This window comes from Vibrio salinus (genome assembly GCF_021272385.1).
Lineage (GTDB): Bacteria > Pseudomonadota > Gammaproteobacteria > Enterobacterales > Vibrionaceae > Vibrio > Vibrio salinus.
Window position 1 is genome coordinate 457,150 of the sequence record NZ_JAJSDZ010000005.1, and the last position, 14,800, is coordinate 471,949.

15 protein-coding genes and 1 tRNA gene are annotated in these 14,800 nt (G+C 42.8%); 2 read left to right on the forward strand and 14 right to left on the reverse strand.

Annotation, left to right across the window (positions count from 1 at the left end):
- Nucleotides 1-6 precede the first annotated feature (6 nt).
- On the reverse strand, nucleotides 7-252 hold the full coding sequence (locus LRQ06_RS02210; protein ID WP_232764810.1) for an OadG family protein: 246 nt from the start codon (nucleotides 250-252) through the stop codon (nucleotides 7-9).
- A 300-nt stretch (nucleotides 253-552) separates the two neighbouring features.
- Here LRQ06_RS02210 and LRQ06_RS02215 point away from each other — a divergent pair, with 300 nt between their 5' ends.
- On the forward strand, nucleotides 553-1,077 hold the full coding sequence (locus tag LRQ06_RS02215) for a citrate lyase holo-[acyl-carrier protein] synthase (RefSeq protein ID WP_232764811.1): 525 nt from the start codon (nucleotides 553-555) through the stop codon (nucleotides 1,075-1,077).
- 109 nt (nucleotides 1,078-1,186) lie between these two features.
- Here the strand turns inward: LRQ06_RS02215 and citC are convergent, their stop codons facing one another.
- The 12 genes from citC to LRQ06_RS02275 all read right to left on the reverse strand — a co-directional run bounded on the left by citC (nucleotide 1,187) and on the right by LRQ06_RS02275 (nucleotide 12,680).
- On the reverse strand, nucleotides 1,187-2,281 hold the full coding sequence (gene citC, locus LRQ06_RS02220) for a [citrate (pro-3S)-lyase] ligase (protein WP_232764812.1): 1,095 nt from the start codon (nucleotides 2,279-2,281) through the stop codon (nucleotides 1,187-1,189).
- Nucleotides 2,282-2,560: 279 nt separating this feature from the next.
- Nucleotides 2,561-3,649, reverse strand: a complete 1,089-nt coding sequence (gene citG / locus LRQ06_RS02225; RefSeq protein WP_232764813.1) for a triphosphoribosyl-dephospho-CoA synthase CitG — start codon at nucleotides 3,647-3,649, stop codon at nucleotides 2,561-2,563.
- A complete protein-coding gene (gene citX, locus LRQ06_RS02230; protein WP_232764814.1) occupies nucleotides 3,630-4,166 on the reverse strand; it encodes a citrate lyase holo-[acyl-carrier protein] synthase in 537 nt (178 codons plus the stop codon). The genes citG and citX overlap by 20 nt, the downstream gene beginning before the upstream one ends.
- A complete protein-coding gene (gene citF / locus LRQ06_RS02235; RefSeq protein WP_232764815.1) occupies nucleotides 4,167-5,678 on the reverse strand; it encodes a citrate lyase subunit alpha in 1,512 nt (503 codons plus the stop codon).
- 9 nt (nucleotides 5,679-5,687) lie between these two features.
- A complete protein-coding gene (gene citE, locus LRQ06_RS02240; protein WP_232764816.1) occupies nucleotides 5,688-6,563 on the reverse strand; it encodes a citrate (pro-3S)-lyase subunit beta in 876 nt (291 codons plus the stop codon).
- Entirely contained in the window at nucleotides 6,560-6,856 is a 297-nt protein-coding gene (gene citD, locus LRQ06_RS02245) for a citrate lyase acyl carrier protein (protein WP_232764817.1), read from the reverse strand. Before citD ends, citE begins: the two co-directional genes overlap by 4 nt.
- An 853-nt stretch (nucleotides 6,857-7,709) precedes the next feature.
- Nucleotides 7,710-8,159 carry a manganese-binding transcriptional regulator MntR gene (mntR, locus tag LRQ06_RS02250; RefSeq protein ID WP_232764818.1) on the reverse strand — a complete coding sequence of 150 codons (450 nt, stop codon included), beginning with the start codon at nucleotides 8,157-8,159 and terminating at the stop codon, nucleotides 7,710-7,712.
- On the reverse strand, nucleotides 8,131-9,408 hold the full coding sequence (locus LRQ06_RS02255; RefSeq protein WP_232764819.1) for an Nramp family divalent metal transporter: 1,278 nt from the start codon (nucleotides 9,406-9,408) through the stop codon (nucleotides 8,131-8,133). The genes mntR and LRQ06_RS02255 overlap by 29 nt, the downstream gene beginning before the upstream one ends.
- Before the next feature lie 343 nt (nucleotides 9,409-9,751).
- Nucleotides 9,752-10,675, reverse strand: coding sequence for an aldo/keto reductase (locus tag LRQ06_RS02260; RefSeq protein ID WP_232765456.1), 924 nt, complete (start codon nucleotides 10,673-10,675; stop codon nucleotides 9,752-9,754).
- 165 nt (nucleotides 10,676-10,840) lie between these two features.
- Nucleotides 10,841-11,698 (reverse strand): ion transporter, encoded by an 858-nt coding sequence (locus tag LRQ06_RS02265; RefSeq protein WP_232764820.1) that lies wholly within the window; start codon nucleotides 11,696-11,698, stop codon nucleotides 10,841-10,843.
- 314 nt (nucleotides 11,699-12,012) lie between these two features.
- Nucleotides 12,013-12,100: transfer RNA gene (locus LRQ06_RS02270), tRNA-Ser, on the reverse strand.
- 130 nt (nucleotides 12,101-12,230) lie between these two features.
- A complete protein-coding gene (locus tag LRQ06_RS02275) occupies nucleotides 12,231-12,680 on the reverse strand; it encodes an L-alanine exporter AlaE (protein ID WP_232764821.1) in 450 nt (149 codons plus the stop codon).
- A gap of 373 nt (nucleotides 12,681-13,053) precedes the next feature.
- Here LRQ06_RS02275 and LRQ06_RS02280 point away from each other — a divergent pair, with 373 nt between their 5' ends.
- The gene (locus LRQ06_RS02280) at nucleotides 13,054-13,614 is read left to right on the forward strand and encodes a UPF0149 family protein (RefSeq protein WP_232764822.1); all 561 of its coding nucleotides are present in this window, start codon (nucleotides 13,054-13,056) and stop codon (nucleotides 13,612-13,614) included.
- Between the two features lie 75 nt (nucleotides 13,615-13,689).
- On the opposite strand, the gene nadA is transcribed toward LRQ06_RS02280, so the two are convergent.
- A complete protein-coding gene (gene nadA, locus LRQ06_RS02285) occupies nucleotides 13,690-14,751 on the reverse strand; it encodes a quinolinate synthase NadA (protein WP_232764823.1) in 1,062 nt (353 codons plus the stop codon).
- Nucleotides 14,752-14,800: the final 49 nt, after the last annotated feature.

Sequence of the window (14,800 nt, forward strand, 5' to 3'; positions counted from 1 at the left end):
ACAGTGTCAACTGAAGTTTTTCTTGTGGTGATGAAGCGCTACGGAAATAGCCGCAATAAGGCTGTCATCCGAAGTCGGGTTGGACGACACTGATGCGCCTGCAGGAGAAGGTTTCTGTACGGGGTCAAATCGCATTGCTACGACAGCCAAAAGCTTAATCGCCCCAACCAGAATCAGTAGAAATATGAAAACGAACCCCATGCCAAGAGTCATGAGGGTTACACCTTCTAAGATAATCGGACCTTCATTCATTGTTAACTTAGACCTTCTTTTATTAGGTCATGCCAGTTTACTGACGAGATATGGATAACTACGTGAAGAGGGTCATTCAATTGTAACCACTAAACAACTTATATGATTTTTATGAAGAAAACCCATGATGGACAAAAGGACATGTTAAATCAGCTATTCATTAGCAAATCGCTGAATTACGTTCATAAACACCATTTAAATCTCTTTAAACATAGCTGAGTGCCCTGCATACCTCATTAATGAAAGAATTTCTTACATTATTCTGATAGGACATTGAGGCTACAACAGAAGGACTAAGCAATGCTCACCAGCCCCACTTTGATAAACAGTTATGAATACAAACAGGACCGGATACACAGACAAAAGAGATTGTCTGCTAAGTATCAGAAACCTGTCATCCTGGTTTCTGCTTACCTGCCAAACGAACTGGCAGAAAAAGATTATGCGAATCAAATCTTCACCGATGCGTTAGGGCACGTGGAAACAGAACTGAAAAAAGTTCAATGGAAATGCATTGCCCGTCATCGCACACATCATAAGCTGGGCAGTGACGCTATGTTAGTAATCGATACGCATGACGCTAAACTTATAAAAAAAATAATGATGAAGATTGAGCACGAGCACCCGTTGGGGAAATTAATGAATATTGATGTGTACAATTCTTTCGGTCAGGCACTTTCCCGAGCTTCCTGTAATATGCCACCAAGAAAACACATGTTCCGCAAATCTACAGCGCTGTTCCATTCTAATGAAAACTATTTTGAATGTGACGAAATAGAAAAACAAATAACCGTCATGATGGACAGAGCAACAACATCTGCCTGAATGAGAATATACTCTTTCCTTAGTTCCAACAGATAAAAGCCAGACCGTCTATTTTATACGGTCTGGCTTTTTATATCAGTTGTATCAGTTCCTCAGAAAACATCGAAATTTACAATGCAACAGGAGCAACAGATGAAGACGTAGTTATTGCTGTTTTTCTCTTATGTTGATACTCACTGTCTTCATTGCTGAACAACTCTCTCAGGTAGTTATATGTTGTTTCCGGAACCAGTTTATGTAACTCATCCCACTCGTTATTAAACAACAGATGCCTCACCAACGATGCTGAAATTGGTCTCTGTTCCTGTTCTTTTCTTGGAATTTCCACCAAGGTTACAGGCTTGCTGTCGATTGACGGTGTTGTCAGCCAATTATGCATCTGCTGATTATAAAAACGGGTCACTTTGCATATGGGCTCCGTACCGACAAACCTGTGGGTAATACCCAAAGCGGTCGCAATATGGTTACGGAAAAGCTGCAAATCCACAGCAGTATGAGAGTAGTTAACTACTCCTTCATCTTTAAGAAAATAGCTTGGAAAAGTTGCGCGAGAAATAATGTAGTCGGAACCAGGATGAATAGTGACATTTTTAATATCGCTTAATCCGGCTTTAATCATATTAAAACGGTCTTCATAGCCAAAGAAAGAGCTGTCTTCTTTTACTACAAACAAATGAACCCAATCACACTGGCTGGCAGCATATTCCACCAGATAACGATGACCAAACGTAAACGGATTTGCATTCATGACAATACTGCCGATCTTATCGCCTTCATGCTTTAATTTTGAGAGCTGTTGGCAATAATTATCCAAGCGGACTTTGCTGTTTTCTAAAAGAATAACTCGATCTTTTACCGAAGTAAGCTGGTAGAAACCCGCATTATGAAACATCTGGTAATTTTCCGGCTTGGTAAAAATAAAGAGATGAAACCGACCTTGTTCATAAGCCAATGACACCAGTTCCGATAAAAGTGTTGTCGACACTCCCTGCCCCTGATGCTCCTGACTTACCGCTATCGACTTTAAAATATTTCCTGCCAGTCCACCGCAAGCAACTATTTTATCGCCATCCAAAGCGACAAGAAAAAATTCAACGTCATCATCGATACCTAACCCCATATCAGAAAGAAAAGACGCGACTTTCGTCATTTTTTCTGTCTTGCTGCTGGTTACTACTTTTTCAAAGGAATACGATGTGATCACGGACATTTCTCAATTTTAGTCGGTCTGTTAATCAGGTTTCTGACTGTCACCATTAAAGCCAGAATTCAGTAAACCCGGACATCCAAATTGTCGCTTTTAAATGAGTTAAGAATAATGACCTGAATCATATCCTCAAACGGAAAAAAATACTTTAAATAGCGTTAATGGTTTTAATTGATGTCACTACTATTTTATCTTGGCTTCTTTATAAGCGGATAAGATAACCGGAGAAAAATAATGCACATCGCCATATAATCGCATACTAAATCGAGTCAAAGCTCAAGATGATAATTCTTGATGATAAATGCTCTGATTTGAACAAACACAAGAACCAAGTGAAAGTTCTGAGCATTTACAATCACACTGATTAGCGGTATTTAATGTTTTAGCCACCCATAGTGCATCCTTGTGGTTGGGAAGCAAATCAAGCTGCTCGATCTGTGCAAGCAACCAAGTCATCGCTAACAGATCAGCACTACCACCCGGGCTAATATTTTTCTGAATAAAACTATGATCTAAAGTTCTTAGCACTTCTTTTAGCTTCGGATTTTCAACCCCACCCTGATTTAACAAGTTTCTTGCACAGCTTTGAACATAACTCAAACCAGATACGCCAGAACGGTTAACAACATTGGAATCCTGATTCTTCGCCATGATCACCAACAATGTTTGTCTCAGAGCATCTTCGGAAGAAGCACCGTCTAAAATCAAAGACTCAAACTCGGGTAACGCATAATCCAGAATCGTACTGTAACCAGAAGCCGCTTCACCTCTGGCACCAGTCAACCCATATTCTCGGAACAGACGCTGTCCATTCGATTCACAATCAGCCTGTGAACGATTTTTTTTAAGCTCATCCAGAACCAATAGCTGGCATGTCGCTTTAATTACTTTGCTTATATGAAGCGCATCGACCGGTAATGATTTTCCGAGCAACCAACCGGCAGCACCGGTAATTAAACCAAGCCCAAAGATCATCCCTTTGTGAGTATTTACACCAGATGTCGCTTTGAGCATTGCCTTTTCCGCTTCAATACCTACCGGTCTCAGCTTAGACAACAGTGCATGAGCAGGCAGATCCCGGTAAAAGAATCCGGTCGCTGCAAAATGTTCAATATAGGGTCGGATGGCCTGCGCACTTAACTCAAACAGAGGCACATCCATATCGGTATGAGCACCATTACTTTCTACGTCCACCAAACCGGGCTTCGGCGTATGGTGAACCTCAACCAGCATAGAATGATAAGCAAAATCGGAAATCACTTTTAACCCATTTGGTTCCTCTATTAAAGAAACCGGACTATCCGATTCGACAACGGAGAGCGTCGGATCTATCAGAAGATCAAGATTAGGCGCAACGTTTGTCATCAAATACCATCCTTTCGATACATTCAGTCAATTCAGAAAGTGAATGAGCAGCCGAACGCGCACAGATAACGGCAGGTTTATCACAGATAAGACACTTTCTCAGTGCCATTTCCTGACTACGCCTGGATACCATTTTACCGTTTTCCCCGCAAACATCTAAATCCATCAGACGGCCTAACCGGTGCGATGACTCGATTTCAATCATCGCACGCTTTAGTTCAAGAACATCAGGAACATCAATGGCAAAAATTGCCTCCGGACCTGTGTTTTTCTCCGTTATCTGACGTCCGACAATATTCCAACCCTTGTCTTTACAAACCGCTTTTACAGCTTCTGTCGCCTCAGAAAAAACTTTCTTCGACGCAGGGGTCATTTTACATGGGCCGGGAATGTTAATCGTCAGAGACACCAGTGGCCGGGAAAACCTTGCAAGCATGCTATTCTGCCGGACTACCCGAGCTTCTTTATTTGCTAAATGTTCAGCTAGTCCAACTTCTGTGGCACGTTCGGCATTCATTTATTTCACCTGTTTAATTACATCAATCACGGAACCATCGCGATAGCGAACATAACCAACAATCCGATCGGTAAATTCGATTGGTTTAGGTGTTCCTGTCAGCATTCTGGCACGTTCTACCAGTTCTTCTATTGCAAATGTTTTCACACCTGCATAATCCAGCGCTTTTTTAACATCAGGACGATTCGGGTTAACCGCAATACCATGGTCGGTTACCAAAACGTCAACTGACTCACCCGGAGTTACAATGTTAAGCACCTGATCAACAACAGTCGGGATTCTTCCCCTAACCAGCGGCGCAACAACAATAGCTAATTTAGCGCCGGCTGCTGCATCACAGTGACCGCCTGATGCACCACGGATGACACCGTCAGAACCGGTGATCACGTTAACATTAAAAGACTTATCAATCTCAAGAGCACTCAGAATGACAACATCCAGACGATCAACAACCGCACCTTTAGACGATGGGTTAGCGTATTCATTTGCTGAAATTTCAACATGCTGTTTATTTCTGGCCAAAGAATCGACTGCTCCGCCGTCAAAGCACTGAACATCCAGAAGGTTCTTAATGAGACCTTTTTCATGCAATTCAACCATAGTAGCAGTGATACCACCCAAGCCGAATTCAGCAGAAACATTCTGTTTACGCATTTCGCTTTCAAGGAAACGGGTTACTGCCAGTGATGCGCCACCTGAACCAGTCTGAAGAGAGAAACCATCTTTGAAGTATCCGGAATTAACGATCACATCAACGGTTTTCTTGGCAATAAGAAGTTCACGTGGGTTTTTCGTTAACCGGGTTTCTCCGCCGCCAATCTTAGCCGGGTCACCGACATTCTCAACCTGAACAATGGCATCCACCTGATCCTGAGAAATAGAAGCCGGTGTATTTGGATAGTTCACCAACGCTTCTGTCAGAAGAACAACCTTATCTGCATACTGAGCATCAACCTGAGCATAACCCAGAGAACCGCAACGTGACTTGCCATTCACACCATTTGCATTGCCGAATTCATCCGTGCATGGAACACCAATAAAGGCAACATCGATATTGATCTCACCACTTTGGATCAAATGTACACGTCCACCATGAGAGTGAATATGAATAGGCTCTTCCATAAAACCATTGGAAATGGCATCACCTAATTCGCCACGCAGACCGGAAGTATAAATTTTACTTACAACGCCATTTTTAATGTGTGTCAAAAGTGGCGAGTGCTCTGTAGTCAATGAGCTTGATGCAATAGTAAGATTTTTAATTCCCAGTGATGCAATAATATCCATTACGTAGTTAATGACTTTATCACCCGCACGGAATGCGTGGTGGAAAGATATGGTCATTCCATCTTTCAGGCCAACATCTTCAATAGCCTGCTGTAAGGAGTCTTTTAATTTTCCGTCTTCTTTACTGCTGTCAGCAGCTTGAGCTGTCGATTCGTTTTGTCCGGAAAACAGAGTCAATCCAGATTGCTGGATACCGAGAATCTCATTAGAGGTTAAGTTATTCATGGTTACTGCCTATTCCTTAATACCTGATTTTGCTTTATCCAGAGTCCACCGGGCACGCTCAATGACCGGTGCATCGACCATTTTACCGTTGAGAGAAGCGACACCCGAACCTTGTTCTTCCGCTTCCTTCGCCGCAGCAATAACACGGTTAGCAAAATCAACTTCTTTCTGAGTCGGTGCAAATACGTTGTGAACTAATTCAATCTGGCGGGGGTTAATCAAAGACTTACCATCAAAGCCAAGCGTTTTGATATGTTCCGCTTCCTGAACAAAGCCTTCTTCGTTGTTGGCATCAGAGTAAACCGTATCAAATGCCTGAAGGCCGGCAGCTCTTGCAGCCTGAAGAATAGAACAACGGGCAAACATCAGTTCGGTGCCTTCCGGTGTTCTTTGTGTACGGAGATCTCTCACATAATCTTCCGCACCAAGAGCAATACCAATCAAACGAGGGCAGCAGGATGCAATTGCCACTGCATTGTTGACACCCTGAGCACTTTCAATTGCAGCCATCATTCTTGTACTGCCAACTTCACGACCACAAGCTTTTTCAACTTCTGTGATTACCCGTTCCATTTCCAGAACATCTTCGACTGTATCGGTTTTAGGAAGACGAACAACATCTGCGCCGGCACGAACAACCGCATTGACATCATTAATACCATGCTCTGAATCAATAGGGTTGACTCGTACAACCGTCTCAATATCCTGATAGAAGGGATGTTGAAGGGCCTGAAATACTAACATTCTTGCGGTATCTTTTTCCCGGATAGAAACAGAATCTTCCAGGTCAAACATGATGGCATCAGGGCGATAGATAAAAGTATTACTAATCATGGCAGCATTAGCGCCCGGTACAAACAACATACTTCTGCGCAATTTACTCATTTGACTGACTCCCAGTTTATATCGGCTTGATTAGAAGCTCTCATTAACGCTGCCTGTACGCGCGCTCTGATCACACAATCCAGTGCTCCACGATCCTCCGCCTCAATACGGACTGAAAGTACATTCATTTCTTCACATACTTTCCGGATTAAGCTTTCTATCGCCTCGCCAAATTGTTTCTGTACGCTGCTGTTTAGTACTATCTCAACGGTATCTTCCGGAATGGGAGAGATACGAACCTGTATATCGCTCGACTCTAATGTTCCTGCAAAAGCAGGATTGGTAATATTCATCTACGAACCTTTAAATTTTGTCTAATCTACGTCCAGAACGAAATAAAGACCGTCTGACTCAATGGTTCCGAAACATAAAACGCTCAGGTAAGATCTAAAAAGAGTCATCCTTGTTCTCACTATCAGTGATTGGTCCCCAAGAGCTCTACCTCAGGCTCTACGAACGGTAAAATCGCTCGTGTTCTTTATTCCGAGTTCAGACAGACTGTACCTACTTTTCATATGAAGCATCTAAAACATAGATACCAATCCACCTGAATATAGTCATTTGTTGCAACCCGAAGATCCCTTTTGTGTTACCACACTATGATCTTTGCACAGCTAACAAGCTTGTTACCCGTCACAAAAATTTTTCTAAGCCCATTTTGCCCCTACTAGGGTCTGTTGATCTTTGGCGATTAACGTTGTTTATTCGAACGAATTTTAATCGCGATGCAAGGCATGTAGCTTAGTTATCCTAAGCATATGACCGACAACAAAGATCAACAGACCCTAACAAAACATGCATTCAAAAGATGAGATACATCAGATCCGTAGTGTACTAACACTCAAATCTTCTATTACAACGCTGGTATGATGAGGCAGATAATCAGGTAAAAGGATGAGCTAAATCTATTTCATATCGAGATTAAAAGATATTAATAAATTTAATAGTTTTAATTATTTCGGCTCACTGTTCAAAATGGTATATAACTGATATAACAACAAACCTAAAATTCATTATAATCTATTGATAAATAACAAAAATACAATTATAGAGCACAAAGGAGTATTATCACACTTCACTGAAACAAGGATATGCGAAAGATAAGAGACAAAGAAGAACAAAGCCCATTAACAAAAAAGCAGAAATCTACCTGTTCTCAGTCATCAGGTAACGCTGCATTGCTTCCACTGTATCTTCGCTGCAATGATGCTCAATGCCTTCCGCATCCGCTTTGGCACTGGCTTCCGGCACACCCATTTTTATCAGGGTTTGGTAAACAATATGATGTCTTCTGGCTACTTTTTCCGCTAACTGCTTACCTTCCTGTGTTAAAAATACGCCACGGTAGGGTTCGGATTCCACCAGTCCGGCTTGACGCAAACGGGAAATAAACTTAGACACCGCTGCCGGGCTGACGCCAAACCGTTTCGCCAAATCGGCGCTGCGGACTTCTCCCCGGGAGGCAAACAAGTCGGCTATTTCTTCTACATAATCTTCAACCAATTCAGTCTGATGGTCTTCTTTCACTTTACTAAAATTACTGCTCTGTTTAAATTTTGGCATAACGTTATGATACGATAGTGTAATAAATGACATAGATATTTAACCCTATGATTAAACTACAAATCAAGCTTCCAATCCAGGTTACTGATTTACTGTTTGCCATATCCCCCATGATGGAACGGCGTGCAGTAAACACAAGTAACGGAACAAGCGCAAACGGAATACCAAAACTCAGAACGACCTGACTCGCCACCAACGCTTTTTGCTCATCAACGCCCAGCATAATGACAGCCAGAGCCGGAATCATCGTTACCAGACGACGGACACCAATCGGAATCGTAAAGCGGACAAAACCCTGCATTAATACCTGTCCGGACATCGTACCGACAATCGAAGAAGATAACCCGGCCAGCAACAAACCGACACCAAAAACAATACTGGCCATTTTGCTGCCCATTAGTGGCGCAAGCAGTTGATAACTTTCGGATATGGTTGCCACATCGTGATAACCGTTGGAGTAGAAAGCCGATGCGGCTAATGCTAACAACGCCATGTTGACGATACCTGCCAGTGCCATGCCCACAATCACATCCATACGATAAAATCTGGCAATAGTTTTCTTCTCCTGATTATTGGACGCTTTGATCCGGTCTTTTGCTAACGCAGAGTGCAGATAAATCACGTGAGGCATGATGGTCGCACCCAGAATACCCGATGCCAGATAAACCGCATAGCTATCCGGAAAATCCGGGATAAACATTCCTTTTGTTAAACTGACCATATCAGGACGGCTTAACAGAAGTTCCATTGCAAACCCACTTGCAATAGCCAGAATCATTGCTCCGATGACAATTTCCATCAGACGGAAACCAAGCCGCTGAGTCAGCAGTGCCAAATACGTGATAACACCGGTCAAAAGAGCGCCATAGATCATCGGAATGTCAAACAGCAGTTTAAACGCCAGTGCCGCGCCCAGAAACTCGGCCAGATCGGTTGCAATCGCAACCACTTCTGCTTGTATCCAGTAAAACCAGACCACAGGTTTTGGATAACGATCCCGAATGACTTCAGCTAAATTTTTTCCGGTTGCCACCCCTAACCGGGCTGACATGCCCTGAATCAACATCGCCATTAGATTCGCGGCCAGCACAACCCACAACAGCGCATAGCCGTACCGAGCTCCCGCTTCAATATTTGTCGCAAAATTGCCGGGATCGACATACGCAACGGCCGCAATCAACGCCGGGCCGAACATCACCATCCAGCTAAACCGTTTTGCCTTGCCTCGCAGTATATTGGATGCCTGATACTGGATGGCATTATTCGAAATTGCCTGCAACATTTAACTCACCTCATATAAGTTAACCTTGGTTAATAATCTTATATTCGGTTAAATTGCTGATTAAAATCTAATCGTTTAAACCTATTGAAATGATAAGTGTTACCAATTAAGTGCTAATACATCACTGATATAATTATAAAAAAACAGAAAAAATAAGAGATAAATATAACGGATTGATTGCGTCTGAAATCAAAAAAATAATTACGTTAGTAACAAAAACGGGCTCAAATCTAAGTAAGCCCGCTTCATGATCCAATTAAATGAAAGTGACTGATAAGCCCTTTTCGTGCAATGGGATCAAGATAAGAGAGGTGGTTAATCAACGACACCTCTTATCCGGCCACTAAGGAACGGCATGACCCTTTGATGCCGTCCATACCCGAAACCATTGCTCCCGGCTTAATTCAATATTCAGTGCGGCAGCCGCTGCTTTTACTCTCTCAATGTTACCTGAGCCGATAATGGGGAAAGGTTTCGATGGTAAACGTCTGACCCAGGCATAAATCACCTGATCCAGCGATGCAGCCCCCACCTCCTGTCTGATGGCGTCAAGCTCATCGCGCACACGCAGGCACTGCTCACTCTTATCAGAAAACACACGGCCTCCGGCCAGACATGACCACGCCATGGGCCGAACCGAATGCATTTGTAGCAAGTCCAGCGTGCCATCGTGCACAACATCAAAATTCAACGGGTTAATTTCCACCTGATTCGTGACCAGTGGAAACGCTAACCGGGACTGTAACAATTCAAACTGACGAGGCGAAAAGTTGGAGACACCAAAATGATTGACTTTTCCTGCCTGTTTTAATTGAGTAAATGCTTCTGCAACCTCTGCCGCATCCATCAGGGCATCCGGACGGTGAATCAGCAGCACATCGATATGTTCCACCTGTAAACGGCGCAGCGAATTATTTACCGATGCCATAATATGATGCCCGCTGGTGTCGTAGAAATTCACCTTTCGGTGAGGAAACTTATCCGAACACAACTGAATATCGCACTTAGTGACAATCTGTATTTGCTCGCGAACCGACTTATCCAAAGACAATGCTTCACCAAATAAACGCTCGCACTCGTAGTTGCCATAAATATCGGCATGATCTACCGTGGAAATACCCAATTCGATATGCTGTTTCAGGAAAGACAATCGTTCCTGCGGCGTCATTTTCCATTCACCCAGACGCCAGTACCCCTGAATCAGTTCAGAAAATTCCGGCCCCTCCGGAGCAACGGGCGCAGCACCGACCAGAGGCGCTTCTTTCATCTCTGCCATTTTTATTTTTCTCTTTATTTTGTTGTTAATGGAAATTATGCATGATGCTCTACTGTACCAGTACAACGCTCCCGATGTCAGGATAGTTATCACTATTACCCGAGTTTAACTGGTGTCATTTCCAAGGAAAACTGACGAGCTAAGTAGTGAGCCATCTTAATTACCTTTCAAATGGCTGGATTTCTCTTGCCGTAATAGAGCCTTAATTTCGGTAAGCTCTTTTTGTAACGATTCGACCTGTTTATAAGTTGCAAATATCTGTCGTGGTTCATGTTCCGGGGTGATTAATGGAACATCAGCGTTTTTGTCCTGTTCGGCTAATGCATGTTCTGTTGTCATGGTTTCGATCACCACACCGATCATCATGTTCAGAAAAACAAATGCCGTCAGGAAGATAAAAGTAAGGTAGTACAGCCAGCTCATAGGGTAGACTTTCATGGTCTCATACATGACATCAGTCCAGTCTTCGAACGTGGCAACACGGAATAACGTCAACATCGAGATCGAGACATCTCCCCATAACACCTCGTTGATTTGTGAAAAAATCAAGCTGCCGACAACGGCGTAGATATAAAAAATAATGAACATCAACACGGCGATGTAGCCCATCTTCGGAATCGCTTTAAACAACGCGTTGATCAGCAGTTTCAGTTGAGGTACCGCAGACACCAACCGTAGCACGCGGAATACTCGAAGCAGCCTAGCAATAAGGATGCCCTGCCCTGCAGCCGGTACCAGACTGCCAATGACGATGATCGCATCAAACCAGTTCCATCCGCTTTTAAAAAAATCCAGCTTATGGCTGTAAGAGAAAAACTTAATGATAATTTCAGCCAGGAAAAACAACAAAATAAACTGATCCAGCCAATGAATAGCCGTGCTCACACTGCCAGGAAGTTCAAACGTATTGGCACCAATGGATAGCGCAGCAAGGACAATAACTAAAACGGTAAAGCCCTGAAAATAGTTGTTGTTATTAATGGCATTAAAGCGAATGTGCAATGAAGAAATCATGAAAACAAATCCTTTATGAAGACAAAATTTCGAGTCATGAATCCGTTCGGGCAAAAGATGATAACGAGCGAATACCGACCCTTGTCATTATTTTAGCCACTTTCAGGATATCCTGTACCAGAAACAGAGGCTGAAGCGTTCAGAAAAATTTAATCGGCAAATTCCCACATAAACACCTCAACTCGAAGACGGATTAAATAGTAAAACGGATTAAATAGTAAAAATGACGACAGTCCTGAGCACTGTTATTTGCAAGCTCAACTTATTTGACCTAAAACGAGAAAACCCTAGCATTTCTGCTAGGGTTTCGAATGTGGCGGTGAGTGAGAGATTCGAACTCTCGATACGTTGCCGTATACACACTTTCCAGGCGTGCTCCTTCAGCCACTCGGACAACTCACCGAAACTGAACGCGTTGTTCAGCGTGTCGCTAATTTAATGATTCTCTTCACTTTGGTCAAGCTTAAATATGAAAAAAATACTCAGTTGGCATCTAACTGCCGATATATTAGCAATATTGATTAAAAATAACTCAAATCACATGCACATACCCGGGGACACGAAACAAACGTCGACAACTATCAAGAAAATAACCGTATACCACCCCCATTGCACACGATATAGCCGCATTACTTGAAACTGCGGTTATTATCTGATCTGAAGAAGCACCAACTGTAAATAAAATAGCCGCATACACAGGAGATTGAAACAATACATAAGCTAGTAAGTCACTGATATTTTTCATCATCTTACCAGATGAAAACTTTGAACCCAGTTTCAACACCGTATCCCTGAACATACCATAAGGCCATGCGATCACAATATTCACAGGGATCGACAGCATTCTTGATGCCAACGACTGCTCAAGGGTCATATCCGAAATGAATATCTCAATCAACATTCCGGATGCAAAACAGAAAACCACCATTGCAAATGTGTCTGCAACAGCATTTCTAAGGCAGAAAGAACCTTTGTTTTTCATACATTCCAATTCCTCAACATAAAAAACTATATATTTTTATCATTTCCAGTTTATATGTCTGCAAAAACAACGTGCAACTGGAATTTATGGGAATTAAAACATATAAAATGTAGTTTTAATAACCAAATTTAAATATATTTACTGAATAAACAGCTACAAAAAGAAACTCAACCAGCACAGCCAACTGGCTCGTTAACAGTAAATTTCTTATGATCGAAAAAGGTTTATAATTGGTTAAATAAATGCGATTAAAATACCTGAGGTAGCCCTTAGTATTTCGGCTATTACTGGGTGCAAGAACAAAATAATTCTTGCTAAAATGACTGGTTTGTATTTCTCAGTCACATGAAACCAACGGATTACAGGTGAACATTTGAAACTTAATGGCTTTCTTTCATCTTTAGATAATGATGACACTCTATTAAACGAGGCGAAAACACTCGGTTTTGTCACTGCGCTGGCAGCAGCGCCCAATATTATTTCTCCCAATGAATGGCTGGCCTGCTTATGGGGCAATACGGAGCAGCCTCCATTTACAAGTACACGGCAGCTAGAAGAATACATCGGAATCATTATCGAAATCTGGAATGAGGCAAGACAGTCCATTCTGGAAGGGGCGTGGATCTGGCCGGATGGTTATACTCTGGATGATGATGAAATCGTTTCAGAGAGCACCAGAGACTTCTGTGAGGGATTGTTACAAGGATGGCAACTCACTCACGATGACTGGAATGAATTAATGCCAGAAGGCAGTGAGAATGGCGCTTTACTGGGCGGTTTTCTGCTTTCCATCTCCATGCTGTTCGATCCTGAAACAGCGCTTGCTGCATTAGCAGAGCATGGTGCAGAAGGATTAGAGCAATTTAAAGAGATTTACGATGCCGTGCCAGATATGCTAACTGGTCTTGTCTTACGGGCTTCAGAGCAGAATTAATGGTGATAAAATTGAACCCCGTTTGTAAGGGGTTCATTAATAAGGCAGGTCAGGAGGAATAAATACCGGTAGAAATTAAGCGTTTCCTTTTACTGTGGTATTTAACTCTTCCGCAAACTTCAGCATTCGATTCAGAGGAACCAGAGATTTAACACGATCATCTTCATCAACAAAAATCTCATGTTCTTGACCACCCTCTTTCAATGCACCTTCAATGGCTTTAATGCCATTCATTGCCATCCAGGGGCAGTGAGCACAACTTCTACATGTAGCACCGGCACCGGCGGTCGGTGCTTCAAACAGTTCTTTCTCAGGAACAAGTTGCTGCATTTTATAAAAAATGCCTCTGTCGGTTGCAACAATCAGCTGCTTGTTCGGCAGTGATTTTGCGGCCTTAATCAGCTGGCTGGTTGACCCAACCGCATCTGCAAGCTCTACGACACTGGAAGGCGATTCCGGGTGTACCAAAATCGCGGCATCCGGATACAGCGCTTTCATTTTCTTCAGCGCCGCTGCGGAAAATTCATCATGAACAACGCATTCACCTTGCCACAGCAACATATCTGCGCCGGTATTTTTCTGAATATAAGAACCTAAGTGACGATCCGGCCCCCAGATGATTTTGCGGCCTTCACTATCCAGATGCTCGACAATATCCAGCGCAATACTGGAAGTTACAACCCAGTCTGCTCTCGCTTTTACTGCAGCAGAAGTGTTTGCATATACAACGACGGTATGATCCGGATGCGCATCGCAGAACTCACTGAATTTATCGCCGGGACAACTCAGATCGAGGGAACATTCCGCTTTTAGATTTGGCATCAAAATTCGCTTTTCAGGCGTCAGAATTTTTGCAGACTCACCCATAAAACGCACCCCGGCAATCAGAAGGGTTGTCGCAGGATGTTTATTACCAAACTTTGCCATCTCCAGTGAATCACCAACGAATCCACCGGTGGCCTCTGCCAGGGCCTGTATTTCAGGATCGGTATAATAATGTGCAATTAATACAGCATCCTGCTCAACAAGCAGTGCTTTGATATTCTTAATATGCTCAGCTTTATCCTCATCACTCAGAGGAATGGGTTTAGGTGGAAATGGATATGTAGTTTCTATTTGGTCAAGAATATGGCTCATTATTTTGCTCTGTACAACTTCCGGTATTGTTGATCCGCACATTGTACTC

What these genes read in the sequence shown, in the direction of transcription:
- mntR (WP_232764818.1), bottom strand. Translation starts at nt 8,159, where the DNA reads ATGTCATTTATTACACTATCGTATCATAACGTTATGCCAAAATTTAAA.
- citD (WP_232764817.1), bottom strand. Translation starts at nt 6,856, where the DNA reads ATGAATATTACCAATCCTGCTTTTGCAGGAACATTAGAGTCGAGCGAT.
- LRQ06_RS02260 (WP_232765456.1), bottom strand. Translation starts at nt 10,675, where the DNA reads ATGAAAGAAGCGCCTCTGGTCGGTGCTGCGCCCGTTGCTCCGGAGGGG.
- LRQ06_RS02265 (WP_232764820.1), bottom strand. Translation starts at nt 11,698, where the DNA reads ATGATTTCTTCATTGCACATTCGCTTTAATGCCATTAATAACAACAAC.
- citF (WP_232764815.1), bottom strand. Translation starts at nt 5,678, where the DNA reads ATGAATAACTTAACCTCTAATGAGATTCTCGGTATCCAGCAATCTGGA.
- LRQ06_RS02275 (WP_232764821.1), bottom strand. Translation starts at nt 12,680, where the DNA reads ATGAAAAACAAAGGTTCTTTCTGCCTTAGAAATGCTGTTGCAGACACA.
- LRQ06_RS02215 (WP_232764811.1), top strand. Translation starts at nt 553, where the DNA reads ATGCTCACCAGCCCCACTTTGATAAACAGTTATGAATACAAACAGGAC.
- citG (WP_232764813.1), bottom strand. Translation starts at nt 3,649, where the DNA reads ATGACAAACGTTGCGCCTAATCTTGATCTTCTGATAGATCCGACGCTC.
- LRQ06_RS02210 (WP_232764810.1), bottom strand. Translation starts at nt 252, where the DNA reads ATGAATGAAGGTCCGATTATCTTAGAAGGTGTAACCCTCATGACTCTT.
- citX (WP_232764814.1), bottom strand. Translation starts at nt 4,166, where the DNA reads ATGAATGCCGAACGTGCCACAGAAGTTGGACTAGCTGAACATTTAGCA.
- citE (WP_232764816.1), bottom strand. Translation starts at nt 6,563, where the DNA reads ATGAGTAAATTGCGCAGAAGTATGTTGTTTGTACCGGGCGCTAATGCT.
- LRQ06_RS02255 (WP_232764819.1), bottom strand. Translation starts at nt 9,408, where the DNA reads ATGTTGCAGGCAATTTCGAATAATGCCATCCAGTATCAGGCATCCAAT.
- nadA (WP_232764823.1), bottom strand. Translation starts at nt 14,751, where the DNA reads ATGAGCCATATTCTTGACCAAATAGAAACTACATATCCATTTCCACCT.